At 49.5% G+C, this 18,808-nt stretch carries 19 protein-coding genes, 1 pseudogene and 1 other annotated feature; of the genes and pseudogenes, 10 read left to right on the top strand and 10 right to left on the bottom strand.

The genetic code is table 11. The features are described 5' to 3' along the window. Positions 1-12: 12 nt before the first annotated feature. From OGV57_RS19450 to ugd, 5 genes are all read left to right on the top strand, one after another. Positions 13-372, top strand: a complete 360-nt coding sequence (locus OGV57_RS19450) for a DMT family transporter (RefSeq protein ID WP_071684318.1) — start codon at positions 13-15, stop codon at positions 370-372. A gap of 12 nt (positions 373-384) precedes the next feature. After that, entirely contained in the window at positions 385-1,170 is a 786-nt protein-coding gene (locus OGV57_RS19455) for a glycosyltransferase family 2 protein (RefSeq protein WP_054528543.1), read from the top strand. Then, a complete protein-coding gene (locus OGV57_RS19460) occupies positions 1,163-2,485 on the top strand; it encodes a hypothetical protein (RefSeq protein WP_071684317.1) in 1,323 nt (440 codons plus the stop codon). Before OGV57_RS19455 ends, OGV57_RS19460 begins: the two co-directional genes overlap by 8 nt. Positions 2,486-2,656: 171 nt before the next feature. After that, the gene (gene gnd / locus OGV57_RS19465) at positions 2,657-4,063 is read left to right on the top strand and encodes an NADP-dependent phosphogluconate dehydrogenase (RefSeq protein ID WP_003844291.1); all 1,407 of its coding nucleotides are present in this window, start codon (positions 2,657-2,659) and stop codon (positions 4,061-4,063) included. A gap of 198 nt (positions 4,064-4,261) precedes the next feature. Then, positions 4,262-5,428: a UDP-glucose 6-dehydrogenase gene (ugd, locus tag OGV57_RS19470; RefSeq protein WP_054528542.1), complete on the top strand. Its 1,167-nt coding sequence runs from the start codon at positions 4,262-4,264 to the stop codon at positions 5,426-5,428. A 58-nt stretch (positions 5,429-5,486) separates the two neighbouring features. Here ugd and OGV57_RS19475 read toward each other — a convergent pair whose 3' ends face one another. Next, positions 5,487-6,491 (bottom strand): NAD-dependent epimerase, encoded by a 1,005-nt coding sequence (locus OGV57_RS19475; protein ID WP_054528541.1) that lies wholly within the window; start codon positions 6,489-6,491, stop codon positions 5,487-5,489. A gap of 399 nt (positions 6,492-6,890) precedes the next feature. On the opposite strand from OGV57_RS19475, the gene wzzB reads away from it, so the two are divergent. After that, positions 6,891-7,874 carry an LPS O-antigen chain length determinant protein WzzB gene (wzzB, locus tag OGV57_RS19480; protein WP_054528540.1) on the top strand — a complete coding sequence of 328 codons (984 nt, stop codon included), beginning with the start codon at positions 6,891-6,893 and terminating at the stop codon, positions 7,872-7,874. Between the two features lie 55 nt (positions 7,875-7,929). On the opposite strand, the gene hisIE is transcribed toward wzzB, so the two are convergent. The 9 genes from hisIE to hisL all read right to left on the bottom strand — a co-directional run bounded on the left by hisIE (position 7,930) and on the right by hisL (position 15,161). Then, positions 7,930-8,541, bottom strand: coding sequence for a bifunctional phosphoribosyl-AMP cyclohydrolase/phosphoribosyl-ATP diphosphatase HisIE (gene hisIE / locus OGV57_RS19485; protein WP_000956425.1), 612 nt, complete (start codon positions 8,539-8,541; stop codon positions 7,930-7,932). Continuing rightward, entirely contained in the window at positions 8,535-9,311 is a 777-nt protein-coding gene (gene hisF / locus OGV57_RS19490) for an imidazole glycerol phosphate synthase subunit HisF (RefSeq protein WP_003838956.1), read from the bottom strand. The genes hisIE and hisF overlap by 7 nt, the downstream gene beginning before the upstream one ends. Next, complete coding sequence (hisA, locus tag OGV57_RS19495; RefSeq protein WP_003844283.1) at positions 9,293-10,030, bottom strand: 1-(5-phosphoribosyl)-5-[(5-phosphoribosylamino)methylideneamino]imidazole-4-carboxamide isomerase; 738 nt, start codon at positions 10,028-10,030, stop codon at positions 9,293-9,295. Before hisA ends, hisF begins: the two co-directional genes overlap by 19 nt. Next, positions 10,030-10,620, bottom strand: coding sequence for an imidazole glycerol phosphate synthase subunit HisH (hisH, locus tag OGV57_RS19500; RefSeq protein ID WP_003844282.1), 591 nt, complete (start codon positions 10,618-10,620; stop codon positions 10,030-10,032). The genes hisA and hisH overlap by 1 nt, the downstream gene beginning before the upstream one ends. Then, on the bottom strand, positions 10,620-11,687 hold the full coding sequence (hisB, locus tag OGV57_RS19505) for a bifunctional histidinol-phosphatase/imidazoleglycerol-phosphate dehydratase HisB (protein ID WP_049002718.1): 1,068 nt from the start codon (positions 11,685-11,687) through the stop codon (positions 10,620-10,622). Before hisB ends, hisH begins: the two co-directional genes overlap by 1 nt. After that, the gene (hisC, locus tag OGV57_RS19510) at positions 11,684-12,763 is read right to left on the bottom strand and encodes a histidinol-phosphate transaminase (RefSeq protein WP_054528539.1); all 1,080 of its coding nucleotides are present in this window, start codon (positions 12,761-12,763) and stop codon (positions 11,684-11,686) included. Before hisC ends, hisB begins: the two co-directional genes overlap by 4 nt. Beyond that, complete coding sequence (gene hisD / locus OGV57_RS19515; protein WP_054528538.1) at positions 12,760-14,064, bottom strand: histidinol dehydrogenase; 1,305 nt, start codon at positions 14,062-14,064, stop codon at positions 12,760-12,762. The genes hisC and hisD overlap by 4 nt, the downstream gene beginning before the upstream one ends. 5 nt (positions 14,065-14,069) lie before the next feature. After that, positions 14,070-14,969: an ATP phosphoribosyltransferase gene (hisG, locus tag OGV57_RS19520; protein WP_003834191.1), complete on the bottom strand. Its 900-nt coding sequence runs from the start codon at positions 14,967-14,969 to the stop codon at positions 14,070-14,072. A gap of 46 nt (positions 14,970-15,015) precedes the next feature. Next, positions 15,016-15,138, bottom strand: a sequence feature (His leader region). Beyond that, entirely contained in the window at positions 15,114-15,161 is a 48-nt protein-coding gene (hisL, locus tag OGV57_RS19525) for a his operon leader peptide (protein WP_100250077.1), read from the bottom strand. Its footprint overlaps the feature before it by 25 nt. Before the next feature lie 174 nt (positions 15,162-15,335). On the opposite strand from hisL, the gene OGV57_RS19530 reads away from it, so the two are divergent. From OGV57_RS19530 to plaP, 4 genes and pseudogenes are all read left to right on the top strand, one after another. Then, complete coding sequence (locus tag OGV57_RS19530; RefSeq protein ID WP_003030163.1) at positions 15,336-16,160, top strand: SDR family oxidoreductase; 825 nt, start codon at positions 15,336-15,338, stop codon at positions 16,158-16,160. A 41-nt stretch (positions 16,161-16,201) separates the two neighbouring features. Further along, positions 16,202-17,186 (top strand): annotated as a pseudogene (locus OGV57_RS19535) (LysR family transcriptional regulator). A gap of 162 nt (positions 17,187-17,348) precedes the next feature. Beyond that, the gene (gene yoeI, locus OGV57_RS23720) at positions 17,349-17,411 is read left to right on the top strand and encodes a membrane protein YoeI (RefSeq protein ID WP_099045591.1); all 63 of its coding nucleotides are present in this window, start codon (positions 17,349-17,351) and stop codon (positions 17,409-17,411) included. Continuing rightward, positions 17,401-18,762 (top strand): putrescine/proton symporter PlaP, encoded by a 1,362-nt coding sequence (gene plaP / locus OGV57_RS19540; RefSeq protein WP_048218046.1) that lies wholly within the window; start codon positions 17,401-17,403, stop codon positions 18,760-18,762. Before yoeI ends, plaP begins: the two co-directional genes overlap by 11 nt. The last annotated feature ends 46 nt before the right edge of the window (positions 18,763-18,808 follow it).

Here is an 18,808-nt window from a genome sequence, read left to right on the forward strand (position 1 = left end):
GGAAATATTCTTGTGAAATGGTTTATTTTGATTATTGGAATTGCATGCAATGCTTCCGCTAGTGTGTTAATTAAAATGGCTATGATGCCTCCTCGTAAATTACCATCATTAACAGCTCCATTTGAATTATTTTATAACTGGCCTCTTCTTTTAGGTGTTGCGCTTTATGGTGCTGCTTTTATATTATATGCTGCAGCTTTAGCCGTGCTACCACTAAATATTGCTCATCCGATATTGACTACAGGTGCGGTTGCTGTTGTAGCTATACTGTCAGTTGTCGTTTTCAACGAGAGTTTTTATTGGACATCTATTCTGGGTGTTATCTTAGTGATTCTGGGTGTGTTTTTGATTACTCTAAGAGTATCAAATTAAGGAAATGTAATAATGGATAAAACTAAATGGCAGGTCCCAACTTATAACATATTGCTCTGGACTGAAAAAGTAAATGATTCCTGTATTGTCATACCAATAATAAATGAAGGGCCAAGGATATACAGCTTATTAGAGAAAATAGAAAAAGCAGGTATTCACACTATAGCTGATATCGTAATTGTCGATGGTGGAAGCACTGATGGCTCTATAGACATTGGCGCTTTTGTGAAACAGGGCGTGAAGGGCGTTCTTGTCAAAACAGGCTATGGTAAGCTCAGTGCCCAGTTACGTTGTGGTTATTCATTTGTTCTAGACAAGGGTTACAAAAATATCATTACAATTGATGGCAATGATAAAGATGACCCTAGTGCGATCCCTCAATTTATTGATTCCCTTAATAATGGATATGATTTTGTTCAAGCATCTCGCTTCATTAGTGGTGGTCTTGCTGTTAATACTCCGAAGTCAAGGGACTTCGCTATTAAGTGGATTCATGCGCCTTTATTGAGTATTGCATCTGGTTTTCGTTGGACAGACACTACGCAAGGTTTTCGAGCCTATAGCAGTAAATTACTTTTAGATGAGCGTGTTTCGCCATTCAGAGATATTTTTGTTACATATGAGCTTTTGGCTTATCTTTCTTATATTGCGCCAAAACTTGGATTTAGATGTATCGAATTACCAACAGCTCGTATTTACCCACAAGGTGTAGTACCAACGAAAATAAGCGCTTTTAAAGGTAATTTTATTGTTATGAAAATATTGCTTAAAGCTTGCTTGGGAAAGTACAATGCTTAAGAGTTTCAATTGCAAACTAAACCACTCGCTAGTTCTTTTTATATTTGGCGTGCTTTTGCTCGTTCTTAGGTATACAGATCCTTTTTTGAATCCAATTCTTTATGCAGAGGATGGTGTTTGGGTTGGGCAGGGGTTATCGTATGGTTGGATTAATACAGTATTTCATGCAAGAAGTGACTACTTTACGGTTTATAATATTCTTGGTCTTTATATTTCTACTATAATTAGTTCATTTTTTACCGGAAATCCCCTAATTCTTTTACCACAGTCTATTGCTTTAGTATCTTTTTCATTTTATTCATTAATTGCAGTTTTGGTGTTTAATTTTTCAAAACGTTCCTGTAGTCTATTTATTAGCTATTCACTATACGTGCTCGTGCTCTTTCTTCCGCTAGGAAGTAGTCAGTCAGAAATACTTGGTCGATTGTTACAAATAGGGTTTTATATGCCTGTTTTTTCACTTTGTATTTTCGAATATATGCGAACTTCACGTTCGAAATTATATTCATATATGGCTGCAGTAATGATATTTTTAGCTGCGGCTACGAATCCGGTCGTTGTTCCTATAATCTATTTGATGGCCTTTTTTGACATTTTTGGTCGTAAGGGATGGAGACTACGAATAAAATCTTACCTACCATTGCTTGTTTCTTTATTAATTATTTCTTTAATTATTGCTAAAAACATTCATGGGCAAGGTGGGATAAATCTTCCACCAAATTACAATAATTATATTGAGATGGTGTTTGCACGTCAGATATTATATCCATTTGTATTTCCTTGGTATCACGAACTAAGTGATACTATATCATTGATTATTTTCTTTTTTTATTCTTCTTATTGCATTTTATGCTACTCGCTTAGTCGAAATATCTTAGCCAAACATCAGATATTGTTTGTCTTTATCTCTCTGGTGATTTATTGCGCTGCAACTTCTATTGGGCGTTCAGGGCTGTCATCTATTTTGGATGGCTATTCAACCACTTTCCCTGATCGATACTTTATGGGCGTTAATATCTTATCACTAATTCTTTTCGTTTTATGCACAGCACAGTTGTTTTCTTCTATTAAACTTCAATGGGTAGGTTCTTCAGTAGTTGCTTTGTTATTATCGATTTATGCTTTTAACTACAATGATATCATGCAAAGAAATGTAGATAAGCAACGAATAGGTACTATAGTTACTTTTCAAGAACAGTTGTGTTCAAGTACACTTGCTAGTGATGGATATCGTAAAATACAAATCTATCCTCTTCCCACATGGAGTATGTCGGTACCTAATGTGATTTTCGATAACATAACTTGTGTTAAATAAGTAGTGTATTGATTTTATTTAATAAATACCATTTGTTATATATGTGTTATAAAATATTAATTGTGACTGCAATGTGCTTCTTCTTTGTGGTCATATAATTAAGTAATATATGTAAAGTAACTTAAAACCGCGCATACCTTGCGCGGTGACCACACCTGACAGGAGTATGTAATGTCCAAGCAACAGATCGGCGTCGTCGGTATGGCAGTGATGGGGCGCAACCTGGCGCTCAACATCGAAAGCCGTGGTTATACCGTCTCCATCTTCAACCGCTCCCGCGAGAAAACTGAAGAAGTTGTTGCCGAGAACCCGGGTAAGAAACTGGTACCTTATTACACGGTGAAAGAGTTCGTCGAGTCTCTTGAAACCCCACGTCGTATCCTGTTAATGGTGAAAGCGGGTGCTGGCACCGATGCTGCCATCGATTCCCTGAAACCGTATCTGGATAAAGGTGACATCATCATTGATGGTGGTAATACCTTCTTCCAGGATACCATTCGTCGTAACCGCGAACTGTCTGCTGAAGGCTTCAACTTTATCGGTACCGGTGTTTCCGGCGGTGAAGAGGGCGCACTTAAAGGCCCATCCATCATGCCTGGTGGCCAGAAAGAAGCCTACGAACTGGTTGCGCCGATCCTGACTAAGATTGCTGCGGTTGCTGAAGATGGCGAACCGTGCGTGACCTATATCGGTGCGGATGGTGCAGGTCACTATGTGAAGATGGTGCACAACGGGATCGAATACGGCGATATGCAGCTGATTGCTGAAGCCTATTCCCTGCTGAAAGGCGGCCTTAACCTGTCTAACGAAGAGCTGGCAACTACTTTCACCGAGTGGAATGAAGGCGAGCTGAGCAGCTATCTGATCGACATCACCAAAGATATCTTCACCAAGAAAGACGAAGAGGGTAAATACCTTGTTGATGTGATCCTGGACGAAGCGGCGAACAAAGGCACCGGTAAATGGACCAGCCAGAGCTCTCTGGATCTGGGCGAACCACTGTCGCTGATCACCGAATCCGTATTTGCTCGCTACATCTCTTCTCTGAAAGACCAGCGCGTTGCGGCATCTAAAGTGCTGTCTGGCCCGCAGGCTAAACTGGCTGGTGATAAAGCAGAGTTTGTTGAGAAGGTCCGTCGCGCGCTGTATTTGGGCAAAATCGTCTCTTATGCTCAGGGCTTCTCTCAACTGCGTGCCGCATCTGACGAATACAACTGGGATCTGAACTACGGCGAAATCGCGAAGATCTTCCGCGCGGGCTGCATCATTCGTGCGCAGTTTCTGCAGAAAATCACCGACGCCTATGCTGAAAACAAAGGCATCGCGAACCTGCTGTTGGCTCCGTATTTCAAAAATATCGCTGACGAATATCAGCAAGCGCTGCGTGATGTAGTGGCTTACGCTGTGCAGAACGGTATTCCGGTACCGACCTTCTCTGCAGCAGTAGCCTACTATGATAGCTACCGTTCTGCGGTACTGCCGGCTAACCTGATCCAGGCCCAGCGTGACTACTTCGGTGCGCACACGTATAAACGTACTGATAAAGAAGGTGTGTTCCACACCGAATGGCTGGATTAATCTGATTTAGTCAAACTGTGAATCCAGGCCCGGAGCGCTCCTCCGGGCTTTTTTATTGCCAAAAAATGGGATTCAGTCAGGTCCGATATCCGGTGTTGTAGCAAATCACGATATACTGGCGCAATGCAGAGCCGATGCGCCACGTTGTTGGCAGCGTGTTCACCCTCAAATGTTCAACCGGAAGAAGTTACACAGCGAATGAAGATAACTATCTCAGGAACAGGTTATGTAGGTTTGTCGAACGGTATTCTGATTGCCCAGCACCACGAAGTGGTCGCTCTGGATATCGTTCCGACGAAGGTCGAGATGCTGAATCAGAAAAAATCGCCGATCGTTGATAAGGAGATCGAAGAGTATCTGGCGACAAAACAGCTGAATTTCCGTGCAACGACCGATAAGTATGATGCTTACCGCGACGCGGACTACGTTATCATCGCGACACCGACTGATTACGATCCGACAACTAACTACTTTAATACTTCGAGCGTCGAGTCTGTAATCCGCGATGTGGTCGAAATCAACCCAAATGCGGTGATGGTAATTAAATCAACGATTCCGGTTGGCTTTACGAACTCCATTAAAGAACAGTTGGGTATCGACAATATTTTCTTTTCGCCAGAATTCCTGCGTGAAGGTCGTGCGCTATACGACAACCTGCATCCGTCCCGTATCGTTATTGGTGAACGTTCAGAACGAGCCGAGCGTTTTGCGGCGTTGCTGCAGGAAGGTGCGGTTAAAAAAGACATTCCGACGCTGTTTACTGACTCGACTGAAGCCGAAGCCATCAAGTTGTTCGCTAATACTTATCTGGCGTTACGTGTGGCCTACTTTAATGAGCTGGATAGCTATGCAGAAAGTCTTGGCTTGAACTCACGGCAGATTATTGAAGGTGTGTGTCTGGATCCTCGTATCGGTAATCACTACAACAATCCGTCATTCGGCTATGGCGGCTACTGTCTGCCGAAAGATACTAAGCAGTTGCTGGCTAACTACGCGTCTGTACCGAATAACATTATTGGCGCGATCGTTGATGCGAACCGTACGCGTAAGGACTTCATTGCAGATTCTATTCTTGCGCGTAAGCCTAAGGTGGTCGGCGTGTACCGTTTGATCATGAAAAGTGGTTCCGATAATTTCCGGGCATCATCTATTCAGGGAATCATGAAGCGCATTAAAGCCAAGGGTGTGCCCGTTATTATTTATGAACCCGTGATGGAGGAAGATGAGTTTTTCCACTCTCGGGTAGTGCGTGATCTTAATACGTTCAAAAATGAAGCAGATATCATTATTTCTAACCGCATGACGTCAGAATTAGCTGATGTTGCCGATAAAGTTTATACCCGCGATTTGTTTGGTAGTGATTAATCTCGCCTCCATAAAAAAGGCCTTATAAAAGGCCTTTTTACATTAAATAGCTCTGTAATTATACTTTGTAAAAATCACGATACCAGCTAACAAAGCTATTCACTCCATTTTTAACCGTCGTTTCAGGTTTAAAACCAATTACCTCATACAGTGCTTTAGTGTCTGCGCTGGTTTCAAGTACATCACCTGGCTGTAGTGGTAGCATGTTTTTCTTCGCTTCAATACCCAGAGCATCTTCCAAAGCCTGGATATAGTCCATTAGCTCAACCGGTGAACTATTGCCGATATTGTAGACGCGATAGGGCGCAATGCTGGCTGCTGGCGTGCCTGTTTCAACGGTCCATTGTGTGTCTGCGTGTGGAATGACATCCTGCAGGCGAATGATCGCTTCTGCGATATCATCGATATAGGTAAAGTCACGCTTCATTTTGCCGTAGTTATAGACGTCAATACTTTTCCCTTCCAGCATCGCTTTGGTGAACTTGAACAGCGCCATATCCGGTCGACCCCATGGACCGTACACGGTGAAAAAACGCAACCCGGTGGTGGGCAATCCGTACAGGTGGGAATAAGTATGAGCCATCAGCTCGTTGGCTTTTTTGGTTGCTGCATACAGCGACACGGGATGATCGACGGAATCATCCGTAGAGAAAGGCATTTTGCGATTCAGGCCGTAAACTGAACTGGATGAGGCATAGAGTAAATGCTGAATTTTATTATGGCGACACCCTTCCAGTATGTTCAGAAAGCCTGTGAGATTTGAGTCTGCATAGGCATGCGGGTTTTCGAGTGAATAACGTACGCCAGCCTGTGCGGCAAGATGAATGACACGTTCAAAATGCCCGGATGCGAAGAGTTCAGCCATGCCTTCGCGGTCGGCTAAATCAATTTTATGAAAATGGAAACCAGGCTGTGCCAGTAATTCCAGACGAGCTTGTTTAAGACTGACGTCGTAGTAATCGTTCAGATTATCAACACCGACTACTTGATGGCCAGCCTCAAGGAGGCGTTTGCTAACGTGGAAGCCGATGAAACCAGCGGCACCCGTAACCAGGTATTTCATGTTTATTCCTCTTTTTGGCTAAATAATAGCCAGGTACCAACAGGCGCTACTAAAAAGTGGAATGATACCGTTAGATGGTAAAAAAGCTAATTGTTATATTTTTTAGGCTTACCATCTTTACTGGTTAGATGGTAAGTATTCACGACATGAATTCATTAAAATGAATTGTAAAGTGCAACGATTGGCGGGTATGAAATCTGATTATTGCTGTTTTTTTGCTCATGAAAGTGTTCTTTGAGTATTTACACTTTTGTTTAATCGTATTGATTTTCAGTAGTGATTGAAATACCAATCAAAATCCCTCAAACAATTTGATTTTTTTATCATTAATCCTATGGCATTGCCTCAATTTATAGCTAAACTAATCCCAGTTTAAGTCTTTCCTTATCTAGGGTTTCTATGTCTGTAAGTGATAACAACATGTCCGGGCGCAGTCACGATCCGGAACAGATTGATCTGATTGATTTACTGGTACAGTTGTGGCGCGGGAAAGTAACAATCGTTATTGCGATTGTTATTGCCATAGTGCTTGCTGTGGGCTATCTGGCAGTTGCTAAGGAGAAATGGACCTCGACAGCTATCGTTACACAACCCGATGCGGGCCAGCTTGCCAGCTACAATAATGCTATGGATGTACTGTTTGGGGCTAACGCACCCAAAGTGACAGATGTTCAGGCAGGTTTTATCGGGCGTTTTAGTTCGGCATTTTCTGCATTGGCGGAAACTTTGGATAACCGGCAAGAACCGGAAAAACTGTCAATTGATGCTGCTGTTAAAGGTCAGGCTCTGCCGTTAAAGGTTTCTTACACCGGCAAAACGTCTGAAGAGGCACAAAAAACGCTGGCTCAGTATATTCAACAAGTTGATGAAAGTGTTGCTAAAGAGCTCAATGCTGACTTGTCCATGAGTATGGAAACAAGACTGGCTGATTTGCAAAAGTCTCTTGCAGCGCAGGAAGCTGTGGCGAAAGAGCAGAAAGCACTACGTATCGCGCAGATGACTCAAGCACTTAAGGTTGCGCAACAGTCTAATATTAAGCTACCGCAGGTACAGCAGGTTGATCAAGTATCTCAGGATACTATGTTTATGCTGGGTAGTGAGGCCCTTTCCTCAATGGTTGAGAACGAAGCTACACGTCCTTTGACGTTTTCTGATCAGTACTATCAAACGCGTCAGAACCTGCTGGCGGTGCAGGCATTACAAGTGGCGCCTGACAGCGTACACGCCTACCGCTATGTGATGAAACCAACGTTGCCGGTTCGTCGTGACAGTCCGAAAAAAGCGATTACCCTGGTGCTGGCGGTTCTGCTCGGTGGGATGATTGGGGCTGGTGTGGTGCTGGGGCGAAATGCGTTGCGTGGTTACAACGCAAAAGCAGAGTAAGCCTGAACCTGACAACAAAAAACCGGGCAGTGCCCGGTTTTTTCATATCTGCAACTTACTGATGACGCTTACGTAAATTCTCAATCACTGTCGTCAGGTCGAGGTCCTGATCCTGCAGCAGCACCAGCAGGTGATACATCAGATCAGAGGCTTCATTTGTCAGCTCAAAACGGTCGTTCACCGTCGCAGCCAGCGCGGTTTCTACGCCTTCTTCACCCACTTTCTGTGCGATGCGTTTGGTGCCGCTGGCATACAGTTTCGCGGTGTAAGAACTGGCTGGGTCAGCGGTTTTACGTTCGGCCAGCAGTTGCTCAAGCTGATACAAGAACAGCCACTGGTGGCTGGCGTCGCCAAAGCAGCTTGAAGTCCCTTTATGGCAGGTCGGGCCAATCGGGTTAACCAGCACTAGCAGAGTGTCGTTGTCGCAGTCAGGCGCAATGCTCACCACATTCAGGAAGTGACCGGATGTTTCTCCTTTGGTCCACAGGCGCTGCTTAGTCCGCGAGAAAAAGGTCACTTTGCCGCTTTCGAGCGTTTTATCCAACGCCTCCGGATTCATATAACCCAGCATCAATACTTCACCGGAAACCGCATGCTGCACGATGACTGGCATCAGCCCGTCGGTTTTTTCCCAGTCCAGCTCACGGCATTGTTGCTTCGTTAACATATCCTGATCTCCACGCCCTGTGTTGCCAGGTACGCTTTTAATTCGCCAATATTGATGATTTGCTTGTGGAAGACGGAGGCGGCAAGCGCGCCGTCAACGTCGGCATCCCGGAAGGCTTCGAGAAAGTGTTCCATGGTGCCCGCGCCGCCGGAGGCAATCAGCGGGACGTGACAAACGTCACGTACTTTTTTCAACTGTTCCAGGTCATAACCGTTACGTACGCCGTCCTGATTCATCATGTTCAGGACGATTTCGCCCGCGCCGCGTTTTTGGACTTCCTGCACCCAGTCCAGTGTTTCCCATTGCGTGACACGGGTACGGCTTTCATCCCCGGTATACTGATTAACGTGATATTTGCCGGTTTCGACGTCATACCAGGTATCAATGCCCACCACGATGCACTGCACGCCAAAGCGATCCGCCAGACGGGTGATAAGTTCCGGTTCGGCCAGCGCCGGGGAGTTGATGGAGATTTTGTCCGCCCCGAAAGAGAGGATACGTGCCGCATCGTCGATGGATTTAATGCCACCAGCAACACAGAACGGAATATCGATCACTTCCGCCACGCGTGATACCCAGCTTTTATCCACTACGCGGCCATCGCTGGAAGCGGTGATATCGTAGAACACCAGTTCATCTGCGCCTTCATCGGCATAGCGTTTTGCCAGTGGGACAATGTCGCCAATAATCTCGTGATTGCGGAACTGAACGCCTTTTACTACCTGCCCATCGCGGACGTCCAGACAAGGAATTATGCGTTTTGCCAGCATTGTATGGCCTCCTCAACGGTGAACTTTCCTTCCAGCAAGGCTCGTCCGACGATAACACCACGAACACCGGTCCCGCGCAGGGCCGCTACGTCCTCGATTCCACCAATACCACCAGATGACTGAAACGCCACCTGCGGATATTTGGCGCACACTTCTTCATAAAGCGCGACGTTTGAGCCTGCCAGCGTGCCGTCGCGGGAGATATCGGTGCACAGCACGTGCTTCAGGCCGACGGGTAAATAGGTCTCAACCAGTTCTTCCAGTGAAACCCCGGAGTCTTCCTGCCAGCCACTAACCGCTACCTGTTTGTTCCCACGCTCGTCAATACGAACGTCCAGTGCCAGCACCAGCGCGTCGGCACCAAAACGAGCAAACCAGCTCTTGACTTCCTCGGGGGATTTTACCGCCGTCGACCCCACCACCACGCGCGCCACGCCAGCGTCAAGCAACGCCGCCACGTCTGCTTCCGTACGCACGCCGCCGCCAACCTGTACCGGAACATTGACGCCAGCGACCAGCGTTTTAATCAGCGGGATCTGGCGCTGCGCCGGGTCTTTCGCGCCGGTTAAATCAACCAGGTGCAGTACTTCGGCCCCCTGAGCGGCGTAATCTTGCAAACGGGGGAGCGGATCGTTGCCGTAATCACGTTGCGTTGCGTAATCGCCCTGATGAAGACGCACTACCGTGCCGTCGATTAAATCTAATGCCGGAATAATCATTACATCTCCAGAAAGTTTTTCAGCAACTGCGCCCCAGCCGCGCCCGAACGTTCAGGGTGGAACTGCACGCCAAAGAAATTGTCCTTTTGTACTGCCGCGGTAAACGGTTCACCGTAATGACACTGGGCGATGGTCCACGGGTTTACCGGCATAGCATAGCTGTGAACAAAGTAGAAATACGCGCCATCTTCAATGCCCTGGAACAGACGATTTCCCGCCTGCGGATAGACGCGATTCCAGCCCATGTGCGGCAGCGGCAGACCGAAATCGGTCATCTTCGGGACATCCTGCTCAATAATGCCCAGCAGGGATACGCCGTTACTCTCTTCGCTGCGACGGCCCAGCAGTTGCATGCCTAAGCAGATCCCCAGCACTGGTTGCGTACAGGCTTTGATCAGCTCAATCAGTTCACGCTCGTGCAACTGGTCCATCGCCGCCTGGGCGGTACCGACGCCCGGCAGAAACAGTTTATCGGCGCGCAGCACTACATCCGGGTCGCGGCTGACAACAGGATCGTATCCATGGCGTGCGACGGCGGATTTTACCGAGTGCAGGTTGGCGCAGCCGGTGTCCAGAATCACCACGTCCATTACAGCACTCCTTTTGAAGAGGGCAGCGTGTCGCCTTCGACGCGAATCGCCTGACGCAGCGTACGGCCAAAGGCTTTAAACAGGCTCTCCACTCTGTGGTGGTCATTTTTGCCTTTGGTTTTCAGGTGCAGGGTGACGCCCATGGTGTAAGAGAGTGAGCGGAAGAAGTGTTCGATCATCTCTGTGCTCAGATCGCCAACGCGCTGGTAGGTAAACTCCGCGCGGTACTCCAGGTGCGGGCGGCCGGAGATATCCAGTGCGCAACGCGCCAGGCACTCGTCCATCGGCAGCACAAAACCAAAACGATTGATGCCGCGTTTATCACCTAATGCCAGCTTTAAAGCTTCACCCAGCGCCAGACCGGTATCTTCAACGGTGTGGTGATCGTCTATATATAGATCGCCCTTGACGGCTATCTCCATGCGAAAACCGCCGTGGGTGGCGATTTGGTCCAGCATGTGGTCAAAGAAGCCAACGCCTGTGTTGATTTTGCTTTGACCTTCGCGGTCCAGCCAGACTTTGACGTCAATCTGCGTTTCTTTGGTATTACGCTCAACGTGCGCGTAGCGGTCACGTTTGGTCAACTGCTCGCCGATCATCACCCAGTTCAGGGTGTCGCGATGGTAACGCAATCCGCTAATGCCCATGTTTTCAGCGAGCTGAATATCGGTCGCCCGGTCGCCAATGACGTAGCTGTTCGCCATATCCATGGCCTGTTCAACCAGATACTGTTCAACCAGCTTCACTTTTGGCTTACGGCAATCGCACTCGTCCGCTGGCAGGTGCGGGCAAATCAGTACCTCATCAAATGTCACACCCTGAGAGGTGAAAATTTGCATCATCAGGTTATGCGGACCGTCAAAATCAGCCTGTGGGAAACTCTGCGTTCCGAGTCCATCCTGGTTAGTGATCATAACCAGCTTAAAACCTGCTTTTTGCAGTTTCAGCAAAACGGGAACAACTTCCGGCTCGAAGGCGAGTTTGTCAAAGCGATCGACCTGAAAGTCACTCGGCGGTTCGGAAATCAGGGTTCCATCACGGTCAATAAAAAGATACTTCTGGCTCATACTTGCTCCGCACGTAAGGCGTCAATGACGCGCTGGCTCTCTTCACGGGTTCCGACAGTAATTCGCAGGCAGCCGCTTAACGAAGGTTGTTTATTCTGATCTCGTAAGATAATGCCCTGATCCCACAAAGATTTAAATACGCTACTTGATGCGGTGAAGCGCGCCAGAACATAGTTGGTTTCAGAGTCGAAAACCTGTTCTACACAGCGAATCGTTTTCAGGTTATCTACCAGATACTGACGCTCTTCCAGGCTCTGCTCTACGCGTTTACGCATGGCGGAAATCCCTTGCGGCGTCAGGGCTTGGGCGGCGATATCTGCCACCGGCGTAGAGAGTGGGTAAGGGGCAATCACCTTTAACAGCAGATTGATAACCTCTTCATTCGCCAGCGTAAACCCGCAGCGTAAACCGGCGAGAGCAAACGCTTTTGACAACGTGCGTAATATCACCAGATGCGGATACTCTGACAGCCAGCCTGCCAGCGTGGCTTGCGGGCAAAACTCAATATAGGCCTCATCAGCGACCACAATAGCTTTACCCTGCGTCATTTCGAGCAGTGAACGCAGATCCTGCGGGTTAATCAACTGGCCGGTTGGGTTATTAGGGCTGCAAACGTAGACCACCTTCACGCCATCAATCTTGTCCGCGATGCCTTGCAAATCCAGCTGCCAGTTATCAAGGGTTGGAACGGTGCGGCATTCGACGCCAATCGTTTCGGCGCTGACGCTGTACATGCCGTAAGTCGGCGGGCAGTAGAGAATGGCATCTTTACCGGGTTCGCAAAACGCGCGCACCAGCAGCTCGATCCCTTCATCTGCGCCGCGGCTGACCAGCACCTGCTCCGGTTTGACGCCAGCATACTGCGCGTAATTCTCAATCACCGCTTTCGGCTGACACTCCGGGTAGCGGTTCAGCGTTTGTTGACTGAGCTGGAACTCCACGGCGGTGGGATATTCATTCGCGTTGAGCCAGACATCGCCGTTACCGCCGAGACGACGGGCAGACTGATAGGGCGTTAATTCGCGAACATTCTTACGGGCTAAATCAGTGACGCTGAGAAAGTTGTCAGTGCTCATGCTTGCTCCTTCAGGGCGTTAACGCGCAGGGTAACGGCATTTTGGTGGGCAGTCAGTCGTTCAGCAGCGGCCAGTATTTCAATGGTTGAGGCCAGGCCAGAGAAACCTTGCGGGGTTAATTCCTGTACAGTCATCCGTTTCTGGAAGTCAGCCAGCCCAAGGCTTGAGCAGGTCGCGGTATAGCCGTAGGTCGGAAGAACGTGGTTGGTGCCAGAAGCATAGTCGCCTGCGGATTCCGGCGACCAGTCGCCGAGGAACACCGAACCGGCGCTGGTGATCTCATCAACCAGTTCACGTGCGTTGCGGGTCTGAATAATCAGGTGTTCCGGACCGTAGGCGTTAGAAATGGCCACGCACTGTTCAAGATCTTTGGCGATAATCAGTCGGCTGGCGGCAAGCGCCTGGCGGGCGGTGTCGGCGCGGGAAAGCTCAGCGAGCTGGCGTTCAACGGCTTTGGCAACGCCTTCGGCAAGGGTAGCGTCTGGCGTCAGTAGGATTACCTGCGAGTCGGGGCCGTGTTCTGCCTGAGAAAGCAGGTCAGAGGCAACAAAGTCCGGCGTCGCGCCGCTGTCGGCGATAACCAGCACTTCGGACGGACCAGCAGGCATGTCGATGGCCGCGCCGTCAAGACGCTGGCTGACCTGACGTTTGGCTTCGGTCACATACGCATTGCCCGGCCCGAAGATTTTATCGACCTTAGGAATAGATTCGGTGCCCAGCGCCAGCGCGGCAATAGCCTGCGCGCCGCCCACATTAAACACCTCTTTTACACCACACAGTTGCGCGGCGTAGAGAATTTCATCGGCAATCGGCGGCGGTGAGCACAGCACCACTTTTTTGCAGCCGGCGATACGCGCCGGGGTCGCCAGCATTAATACGGTAGAGAACAGCGGCGCTGAACCTCCTGGAATATACAGGCCCACGGAAGCGATAGGGCGGGTAACCTGCTGGCAGCGCACACCTGGCTGAGTTTCAATATCCACCGGCGGCAGGATCTGCGCGGTGTGGAAAGTATCAATATTACGCACCGCTGCCTGCATAGCTTGTTTCAGTTCGTCGCTCAGGCGACTACTGGCTTGCTGGATTTCTTCCTCGGTGACGCGCAGCGCGCCGACCTCGGTTTTATCAAACTTCGCGCTGTATTCACGCAGCGCCCGGTCGCCGTTATTTTTGACGTTCTCAAGGATCTCGGCCACCGTACGGCTGATGCTTTCCGAGGCGGAAATAGCCGGGCGCATCAGCAGTTCGCGTTGCTGTTCGGGGCTACAGCTATTCCAGTCAATCAGGGTATTGAAGCTCATGGCTATCACTCCATCATCTTCTCAATTGGCAGCACCAGAATTGAGCTGGCACCGAGCGCTTTCAGTTTTTCCATTGTTTCCCAGAACAGGGTTTCGCTGCTGACCATGTGCATGGCAACACGCTGCTGGTCGCCGGCCAGCGGCAGAATGGTCGGACGCTCAGCGCCAGGCAGCAGGGCGATAACTTCGTCCAGACGCTCGCTCGGCGCGTGCATCATGATGTATTTGGATTCGCGTGCCTGAATCACCCCCTGGATACGGGTCAGCAGTTTGTCGATCAGTTGTTGCTTGGCTTCGGCCATTTCGCCGTCGCGCTGAATCAGGCAGGCTTTAGAGCGGTAAATGACTTCCACTTCACGCAGACCGTTGGCTTCAAGCGTTGCGCCGGTGGACACCAGATCGCAAATCGCATCTGCCAGGCCTGCACGAGGTGCGACTTCTACAGAGCCATTCAACAGACAGGATTTAAACGACACCCCTTTCTGATCGAGATAGCGTTTGAGCAGGTGTGGGTAAGAGGTAGCGATACGCTTACCGTTCAGCGCTGCCGGGCCATCCCAGGCTTCATCAACCGGGGTAGCCAGCGAGAGACGGCAGCCGCCGAAGTCAAGACGGCGCAGGGTAAAATAGCGAGGGTCTTCACCCTGTGCGCGGCGGTTGAGCAGTTCCTCTTCGAGAACGTTTTCCCCGATGATGCCGAGGTCAACAACGCCATCCATCACCAGACCCGGGATATCGTCATCACGTACGCGCAGAATATCGATAGGCATATTCTCTGCCATTGCAATCAGGCGCTGGGTGTGAAGATTAATTTTAATACCGCAACGGGCCAGCAATTCGCGTGAATCATCGCTTAAACGGCCAGATTTCTGCATAGCTATGCGTAAACGGGTGTTGTCTAACATTCTTTATTCCTCGTTATCCTGTCTGAATCAGTTTGGGTCACGCACAAAAAAAAAGCCCCCGGAAGAAATCTTCCGGGGGCTTTCTCATACGCTCATGCACCGCTGGAAGATTTAAATGTCTCCCAGCACACATCGCCTGAAAGACTAGTCAGGATGATGGTGATGATGGTGTTTGAATTGAGCGCGTGTCATAAATTTTCTCGATGAATGTTTATTCATTTGATGTCTTTTAACCTAAACCACTTTAGCTACGGAAAGCAAGGGCTTTTTTTGATCATTAATTCATTTCATATTGATACTATGAATTGTCAGCCACCGTGGGCTGGCGTAGCCTTGCGTTATAGGCCAAAAGTCAGGAGAGAAGGCATGAAAAAGGTCGCAATTGTCGGATTAGGTTGGTTAGGCATGCCGTTAGCCATGTCGCTGGCGGCGAGAGGCTGGCAGGTTACCGGCAGCAAAACCACATTGGATGGGGTGGAAGCGGCCCGCATGAGCGGTATCGAGAGTTACTCGCTGCGCCTGGAACCTGAACTGGTCTGTGAGGCTGACGATCTCGACGCACTGATGGACGCCGATGCGTTGGTTATTACGCTGCCTGCACGCCGTAGCGGTCCTGGGGAAGCATTTTACCTGCAGGCAATGCAGGAACTGGTCGACAGCGCGCTGGCGTATCGGATCCCGCGGATTATTTTTACCAGTTCGACGTCAGTCTATGGTGACGTTCAAGGAACAGTGAAAGAGGGGACGCCGCGTAATCCGGTCACAGCAAGTGGCCGTGTTCTGAAAGAACTTGAAGACTGGTTGCACAATTTACCTGGCACGTCGGTGGATATTTTGCGTCTGGCCGGGTTAGTTGGTCCGGGAAGACATCCTGGTCGCTTTTTTGCCGGCAAGACGGCGCCAGACGGACATCATGGCGTCAATCTGGTGCATCTGGACGATGTGGTTTCTGCTATCACGTTACTGCTGCAAGCGCCTAAAGGGGGACACATCTATAATATATGTGCGCCTATGCATCCGGCGCGTAACGTGTTCTATCCGCAGATGGCCCGCCAGTTGGGGATGGAGCCGCCGGAATTTCGCGACGGTACGGATAACGGTAAAGGTAAAGTCATTGATGGCAACCGTATTTGTAATGAGCTTGGGTTTGAGTACCAGTATCCTGATCCGCTGGTGATGCCGATGGAGTGACAAGCCAGCAGAGTGCCGCTGTATACCGCCAGGGGGCGAGTATGAAACCACTGCTGGACGTTCTTATCATCCTCGATGCCTTAGAAAAAGAGGGCAGTTTCGCGGCGGCGTCGGCAAAATTATTTAAGACGCCGTCTGCGCTTAGCTACACCGTCCATAAGCTGGAAAGCGATCTTAATATTCAGATACTCGATCGCAGCGGGCACCGGGCTAAGTTCACCCGCACCGGACAGATGCTGCTGGAAAAGGGGCGGGAGGTGCTGCATACCGTCCGTGAACTCGAAAAGCAGGCCATTAAACTACACGAAGGCTGGGAGAATGAACTGGTTATTGGCGTAGATGATACCTTTCCCTTTTCATTGCTGGCCCCACTCATCGAGTCTTTCTATCAACATCACAGCGTGACGCGTCTGAAATTTATCAATGGCGTGCTGGGCGGCTCATGGGATGCCCTCATTCAGGGCCGGGCGGATATTATTGTCGGTGCCATGCATGAACCCCCTGCAGCGAGCGAATTTGGCTTTGCACGGCTGGGGGTTCTGGAACAGGTGTTTGTGGTTGCGCCGCATCACCCGCTGGCGCAGGAACAGGAACCGTTAAATCGTCGCACTATTCGCCGTTTTCGCGCCATTGTAGTGGGCGACAATGCGCAGCATGCCAATGTCTCAGGTTCTCAGGTGCTTGACGATCAGGAAGCCATTACCGTTTTTGACTTCAAAACCAAGCTGGAACTACAAATCAGCGGCCTGGGATGTGGCTATATTCCGCGCTATCTGGCGCAGCGATTTCTGGAGAGCGGCGCACTGATTGAGAAAAAAGTGGTCGCGCAAATTGTCCTTGAACCCGTGTGGATAGGCTGGAATGAACAGACCGCCGGGTTGGCCAGTGCCTGGTGGCGAGATGAAATTTTAGCAAATAGTGCTATTGCGGGGGTGTATGTTAAAACGGCTGCTGACAAATCAATCAGTTAAGAAAAAATATTCTTTTGTGGCCACTTCAATCTCTTGTTATTTCTCCCCAATTTAGTGCAAAATACGCCGCTTGCAAAAAATGACATTAACCGACGTTTTAATACGCGTCGGTTATTTTTTTGCATCAAACCAATCATTCATAAAAGAGGCCGGGCTTCGTACCGGATAGATACTTACTTAAAAATCGACAGTTGTTGTCGCTGAGGATTAACAAAAAATGGGGCAATTTTTTGCTTACGCGACGGTTTTCGCCGTAATGGGGGATAACCATGTCGCATAACGCTACTCCAAACACCTCTCGCGTGGAATTACGTAAAACGCTTACGCTGGTTCCGGTTGTCATGATGGGCCTTGCCTATATGCAGCCGATGACGCTGTTCGATACATTCGGTATCGTATCAGGAATGACCGATGGTCACGTCCCGACAGCTTACGCCTTTGCACTGATCGCCATCCTCTTTACCGCACTGAGCTACGGTAAACTGGTACGCCGCTATCCGTCTGCAGGCTCTGCCTACACTTACGCCCAGAAATCCATTAGTCCGACAGTTGGCTTTATGGTGGGTTGGTCATCACTGCTGGACTACCTGTTCGCCCCGATGATCAACATTCTGTTGGCGAAAATTTATTTTGAAGCGCTGGTGCCCTCGATTCCATCGTGGATGTTCGTGGTGGCGCTGGTGGCCTTTATGACCGCCTTCAACCTGCGCAGCCTTAAATCCGTTGCGAATTTCAACACCGTGATCGTGTTGTTGCAGGTGGTGCTGATTGCGGTGATCCTCGGCATGGTCGTTTATGGCGTGTTCGAAGGGGAAGGTGCCGGTACGCTGGTGAGCAGCCGTCCATTCTGGTCCGGTGATGCGCACGTGATCCCGATGATCACCGGTGCGACCATCCTGTGCTTCTCGTTCACCGGTTTTGACGGTATCAGCAACCTGTCAGAAGAAACCAAAGACGCTGAGCGCGTGATCCCGCGTGCGATTTTCCTGACTGCGCTGATTGGTGGCCTGATCTTTATCGTCTCCACCTATCTGTTGCAGTTGTACTTCCCGGATATTTCGCGCTTTAAGGATCCAGATGCTTCGCAGCCGGAAATCATGCTGTATGTTGCCGGTAAGTTCTTCCAGGTCGGCGCGCTGATTTTCTCTACCATTACCGTACTGGCGTCCGGTATGGCGGCGCATGCAGGCGTTGCGCGTCTGATGTACGTGATGGGTCGTGACGGCGTATTCCCGAAAAGCTTCTTCGGTTATGTACACCCGAAATGGCGTACTCCGTCCATGAACATCATTCTGGTTGGGGCGATTGCTCTGTTGGCAATCAACTTCGACCTGGTGATGGCGACGGCGCTGATTAACTTTGGTGCGCTGGTGGCATTTACCTTCGTTAACCTGTCGGTAATCTCCCAGTTCTGGATCCGTGAGAAGCGTAACAAGACGCTGAAAGATCACTTCCAGTACCTGTTCCTGCCAATGTGCGGTGCGCTGACCGTTGGCGCGCTGTGGGTGAACCTGGAAGAAAGCTCAATGGTGCTGGGCCTGATCTGGGCGGGTATCGGTCTGATCTACCTTGCTTGCGTGACCAAAAGCTTCCGCAACCCGGTCCCACAGTACGACGAAGATATCGCGTAATAACTGCATTTAGCTGAAAAAAAACGGAGACATGTTCTCCGTTTTT

Origin of the sequence: Citrobacter sp. Cf087, assembly GCF_030334285.1 — a bacterium.
Classification (GTDB): Bacteria; Pseudomonadota; Gammaproteobacteria; order Enterobacterales; family Enterobacteriaceae; genus Citrobacter; species Citrobacter freundii.

Bases quoted from the DNA above. Each gene is read 5' to 3' on its own strand.
- ugd (WP_054528542.1), top strand. From the start codon at position 4,262: ATGAAGATAACTATCTCAGGAACAGGTTATGTAGGTTTGTCGAACGGT.
- hisB (WP_049002718.1), bottom strand. From the start codon at position 11,687: ATGAGCCAGAAGTATCTTTTTATTGACCGTGATGGAACCCTGATTTCC.
- hisD (WP_054528538.1), bottom strand. From the start codon at position 14,064: ATGAGCTTCAATACCCTGATTGACTGGAATAGCTGTAGCCCCGAACAG.
- hisIE (WP_000956425.1), bottom strand. From the start codon at position 8,541: ATGTTAACGAAGCAACAATGCCGTGAGCTGGACTGGGAAAAAACCGAC.
- wzzB (WP_054528540.1), top strand. From the start codon at position 6,891: ATGTCTGTAAGTGATAACAACATGTCCGGGCGCAGTCACGATCCGGAA.
- gnd (WP_003844291.1), top strand. From the start codon at position 2,657: ATGTCCAAGCAACAGATCGGCGTCGTCGGTATGGCAGTGATGGGGCGC.
- plaP (WP_048218046.1), top strand. From the start codon at position 17,401: ATGTCGCATAACGCTACTCCAAACACCTCTCGCGTGGAATTACGTAAA.
- hisG (WP_003834191.1), bottom strand. From the start codon at position 14,969: ATGTTAGACAACACCCGTTTACGCATAGCTATGCAGAAATCTGGCCGT.
- hisC (WP_054528539.1), bottom strand. From the start codon at position 12,763: ATGAGCACTGACAACTTTCTCAGCGTCACTGATTTAGCCCGTAAGAAT.
- OGV57_RS19475 (WP_054528541.1), bottom strand. From the start codon at position 6,491: ATGAAATACCTGGTTACGGGTGCCGCTGGTTTCATCGGCTTCCACGTT.
- OGV57_RS19455 (WP_054528543.1), top strand. From the start codon at position 385: ATGGATAAAACTAAATGGCAGGTCCCAACTTATAACATATTGCTCTGG.
- hisA (WP_003844283.1), bottom strand. From the start codon at position 10,030: ATGATTATTCCGGCATTAGATTTAATCGACGGCACGGTAGTGCGTCTT.
- hisH (WP_003844282.1), bottom strand. From the start codon at position 10,620: ATGGACGTGGTGATTCTGGACACCGGCTGCGCCAACCTGCACTCGGTA.
- OGV57_RS19530 (WP_003030163.1), top strand. From the start codon at position 15,336: ATGAAAAAGGTCGCAATTGTCGGATTAGGTTGGTTAGGCATGCCGTTA.
- hisF (WP_003838956.1), bottom strand. From the start codon at position 9,311: ATGCTGGCAAAACGCATAATTCCTTGTCTGGACGTCCGCGATGGGCAG.
- OGV57_RS19460 (WP_071684317.1), top strand. From the start codon at position 1,163: ATGCTTAAGAGTTTCAATTGCAAACTAAACCACTCGCTAGTTCTTTTT.